Annotated in this window: 6 protein-coding genes and 4 tRNA genes; 8 read left to right on the top strand and 2 right to left on the bottom strand. The window is 54.7% G+C overall.

Annotated elements, in window-relative coordinates:
- The first annotated feature begins 10 nt into the window (after positions 1–10).
- Entirely contained in the window at positions 11–274 is a 264-nt protein-coding gene (locus ACRC1E_RS07365) for a DUF167 domain-containing protein (protein WP_438514458.1), read from the top strand.
- Here ACRC1E_RS07365 and ACRC1E_RS07360 read toward each other — a convergent pair.
- Positions 265–693, bottom strand: a complete 429-nt coding sequence (locus tag ACRC1E_RS07360) for an FxsA family protein (protein WP_438514457.1) — start codon at positions 691–693, stop codon at positions 265–267. The two genes, ACRC1E_RS07365 and ACRC1E_RS07360, sit on opposite strands and share 10 nt — an antisense overlap.
- A gap of 18 nt (positions 694–711) precedes the next feature.
- On the opposite strand from ACRC1E_RS07360, the gene cutA reads away from it, so the two are divergent.
- The 6 genes from cutA (at position 712) to ACRC1E_RS07330 (ending at position 2,109) form a co-directional block, all read left to right on the top strand.
- Positions 712–1,035: a divalent-cation tolerance protein CutA gene (cutA, locus tag ACRC1E_RS07355; protein ID WP_438514456.1), complete on the top strand. Its 324-nt coding sequence runs from the start codon at positions 712–714 to the stop codon at positions 1,033–1,035.
- 181 nt (positions 1,036–1,216) lie between these two features.
- Positions 1,217–1,292: transfer RNA gene (locus ACRC1E_RS07350), tRNA-Lys, on the top strand.
- A gap of 31 nt (positions 1,293–1,323) precedes the next feature.
- Positions 1,324–1,399 (top strand) — tRNA-Lys (locus ACRC1E_RS07345).
- Positions 1,400–1,418: 19 nt separating this feature from the next.
- Positions 1,419–1,494, top strand: a tRNA-Lys gene (locus ACRC1E_RS07340).
- Positions 1,495–1,570: 76 nt separating this feature from the next.
- Positions 1,571–1,646: transfer RNA gene (locus ACRC1E_RS07335), tRNA-Lys, on the top strand.
- Between the two features lie 142 nt (positions 1,647–1,788).
- Positions 1,789–2,109: a hypothetical protein gene (locus tag ACRC1E_RS07330; RefSeq protein ID WP_438514455.1), complete on the top strand. Its 321-nt coding sequence runs from the start codon at positions 1,789–1,791 to the stop codon at positions 2,107–2,109.
- A gap of 16 nt (positions 2,110–2,125) precedes the next feature.
- Here the strand turns inward: ACRC1E_RS07330 and pyrE are convergent, their stop codons facing one another.
- The gene (gene pyrE / locus ACRC1E_RS07325) at positions 2,126–2,770 is read right to left on the bottom strand and encodes an orotate phosphoribosyltransferase (RefSeq protein ID WP_438514454.1); all 645 of its coding nucleotides are present in this window, start codon (positions 2,768–2,770) and stop codon (positions 2,126–2,128) included.
- A gap of 73 nt (positions 2,771–2,843) precedes the next feature.
- On the opposite strand from pyrE, the gene ACRC1E_RS07320 reads away from it, so the two are divergent.
- Positions 2,844–3,249, top strand: a 406-nt coding sequence (locus tag ACRC1E_RS07320) for an exodeoxyribonuclease III (protein ID WP_438514453.1), incomplete at its 3' end; no start/stop codon positions are given.

The following is a 3,249-nucleotide window of genomic DNA, read 5'->3' as shown; positions in this document are numbered from 1 at the left end:
CGCACATGGCGTGCGTCTGACATTACACGTTCAGCCCGGCGCGAAAAAAACCCAATGCGCCGGCGAACACGGTGAGGCACTCAAAATACGCTTGGCGGCGCCGCCAGTCGATGGCAAGGCCAATCATGCACTGATTACGTGGATAGCCAAACAGCTAGGCTGCCCCAAGCGGGATATAGCCTTGTTAAGCGGTGAAAAAAACCGCCACAAGATTATCGAAATTTCAACCGGCAAGTCCCCAGATGAAATACTGGCATGTCTGGGTTATTTGTGAAGATGGCGATCACGCTCAACGGTTTCGTCGACACGGGTATATTCACCCTCTATTGCCCCATCGCGGGGCGCCCCCGCCTCCGGCATGCGTACTTTCGGCCCGGGCCCGGAAAGTGGCAATAGCAGAATCACGGCCAGAATATCGCTGATGATGCCGGGAATCAGGAACAATACGCCAGCCAGCAAATAACGCACCGGCCACAATAGAGAATAAACTGAAACATTGCCCTTCTGATTAAACAAAGCACCCAAGGTCAGCAAAGTAGCCATGCGCTGGTTACGCAACATGACAATACCGATCAGGGCACTGGCGAGCACCCAGAACAAAACGAAACCGCCACCCAGTTTGCCTGCCATATAAATCAGGGAGGTGACCTCAAGAAAAGGGTACGCCAGAATGAGCAATAAAATAGCGCGCATATAAAATTAGAGCCACCAATGAAAATACTATTTGTCGTCTGCAATACGCCAAGCGAGGCGATTGCCATGAATATAGCCCGTACCATCGTGGGCGAAAAACTGGCTGCATGTGCCAACATACTCGCACCCTGCCGTTCGGTATACCGCTGGCAGGGGCAGGTGGAAGAGGCACAGGAAGTCCCCTTGCTAATCAAGACTACGGCCAGCGCCTACCCGCAACTGGAGGCCCGTCTGGTCGAGTTGCACCCGTACGAGGTGCCCGAAATCATTGCCCTGCCGCTGCAAACCGGCCTTGCCGCCTATCTTACATGGGTCAAAGAGCAAACACTTTCAAGTCCCTGAACCCATTTCATCATTGGATAGCCGGCGAGGGCAACGGTTCCATGCTCATGCCGAGGAATGGCAGAAGCCTGATGAGTCGGAAACAGGTTGACTAGAATTATCTCTGTCGGTATAGTCTCGTTCTCTCTTGGGGGGTGATGGCGCAAGCCGGAAAATCACAAGAGAAACCCGGTATTACTGGGGGTCGTTAGCTCAGTTGGTAGAGCAGTGGACTTTTAATCCATTTGTCGCAGGTTCGAATCCCGCACGACCCACCAAATATAAGTAGTAAACCCCGGCGTATATAGGGGGTCGTTAGCTCAGTTGGTAGAGCAGTGGACTTTTAATCCATTTGTCGCAGGTTCGAATCCCGCACGACCCACCAAAAACCCAAGTTTTACTTGGGGTCGTTAGCTCAGTTGGTAGAGCAGTGGACTTTTAATCCATTTGTCGCAGGTTCGAATCCCGCACGACCCACCAGAATTTAAAAATTGCCAGCCTTGAATAAGGGGCTGACAATATTTTTTACATTGTAAAATATAAATCCGGTTTATCCGGGTCGTTAGCTCAGTTGGTAGAGCAGTGGACTTTTAATCCATTTGTCGCAGGTTCGAATCCCGCACGACCCACCAATATGCTGCCCATGCAAAATGGACACAGCAGAAAAAACCCCTGACAGGCAAACCCTGCAGGGGTTTTTTCATATTCGCTACGGCTGGCCGCCATGCCCTGCAGTCTGCGATAATCATCGCGATATCCAGCATGGAGCTTTACATGACAAAAATAGTACTCACCCTGCTACTGGCGGGCCTTGCCAGCAGCAGCATGGCCGGCCCCAATGAAGACCTGCTGTCAGCACAAATGGCCTATCAACGCGCCGACAGCAGCCTGAAAAGCAGCCAGTTACGCATCAGCGACGCCAAGCGCAAACATACGCTGGCCGAACAGCGTCTGGCCGATGCACAAAACGCCCTCGCTACGGCAAGCACCGAACTGGGTACGATACAAGAAGCACTAAATAGCGCCGAGCAGGCCATGGATAGCGCGACCCGTGCGCTGCAACAGGCATGGCAAAACAAGGAGGCCGCCCAGTAAGGCGGCCCTGCCCCAATCAGGCATCTACGCCGTAGCTGGCGCGATAGGCTTTAACCGCATCCAGATAGCTGGCCAGCTCGGTGCTGCCCTCGATAAAGGTCATCAGGTCGCCAAGGTTGGCAATCGCCACCACCGGCAAGCCGTACTGCTGCTCGACTTCCTGCACCGCAGACAGGACACCGCTACCGCGCTCCATGCGGTCCAGTGCGATGGCTACGCCGGCAGGCTCGGCGCCGGCAGCGCGAATCAGCTCGATGGACTCGCGCACCGAGGTGCCGGCGGTAATCACATCGTCGATGATCAGCACCTTGCCCTTGAGCGGTGCACCCACCAGTACACCGCCTTCGCCATGGTCCTTGGCTTCCTTGCGGTTGTAGGCAAACGGTACATTACGGCCTTTTTCCGCCAGTGCCATCGACGTTGCGGCGGCCAGAATAATGCCCTTGTAGGCCGGGCCGAACATCATGTCGAATGCGATGCCGCTGCTTTGAATCGCATCGGCGTAAAAGCGCGACAGTGCCAGCGTGCTGGCGCCGTCATTGAACAGCCCGGCATTGAAAAAATAAGGCGACTTGCGGCCGGCCTTGGTAATGAATTCGCCAAACTTCAGCACCTGGCCATCGAGTGCAAAACGAATAAAATCCTGTCGAAAATCGCTCATAACCCACCCCTCAAACTGGACACAGCCTTGTACGGCCAAAAATTTGCCGGCAAGGATAACACGGGAGAACACCTTGCTTCGAATCGTTTCCGCCAACCTGAATGGCATCCGCTCGGCAGATAAAAAAGGATTTTTCGACTGGATGGCCAAGCTGGAAGCCGACTTTGTCTGCGTGCAGGAACTCAAGGCGCAGGCAGACGACCTGTCCGAACGCATGCGTGCGCCGGACGGCATGCAGGGCTATTTCCATTACGCCGGGAAAAAGGGCTATAGCGGTGTCGGCGTGTATAGCCGCCATATTCCGGATGCGGTAATCGAGGGGCTGGGCATCGACTGGATAGACAGCGAAGGACGCTACCTGCAGCTGGATTTTGGCCCGCTATCGGTGATCTCGCTCTACCTGCCGTCCGGCTCCAGCTCGGAAGAACGCCAGCAGGTAAAATTCGACTTTCTCGCCGTCTTCCTGCCCCATCTGGAAG

Source organism: Craterilacuibacter sp., from assembly GCF_051659485.1.
In the GTDB taxonomy this organism is placed as follows: Bacteria; Pseudomonadota; Gammaproteobacteria; order Burkholderiales; family Chromobacteriaceae; genus Craterilacuibacter.
Note: the sequence above shows the minus strand (reverse complement) of the source record. Positions and strands in the feature narration are given on the sequence as shown.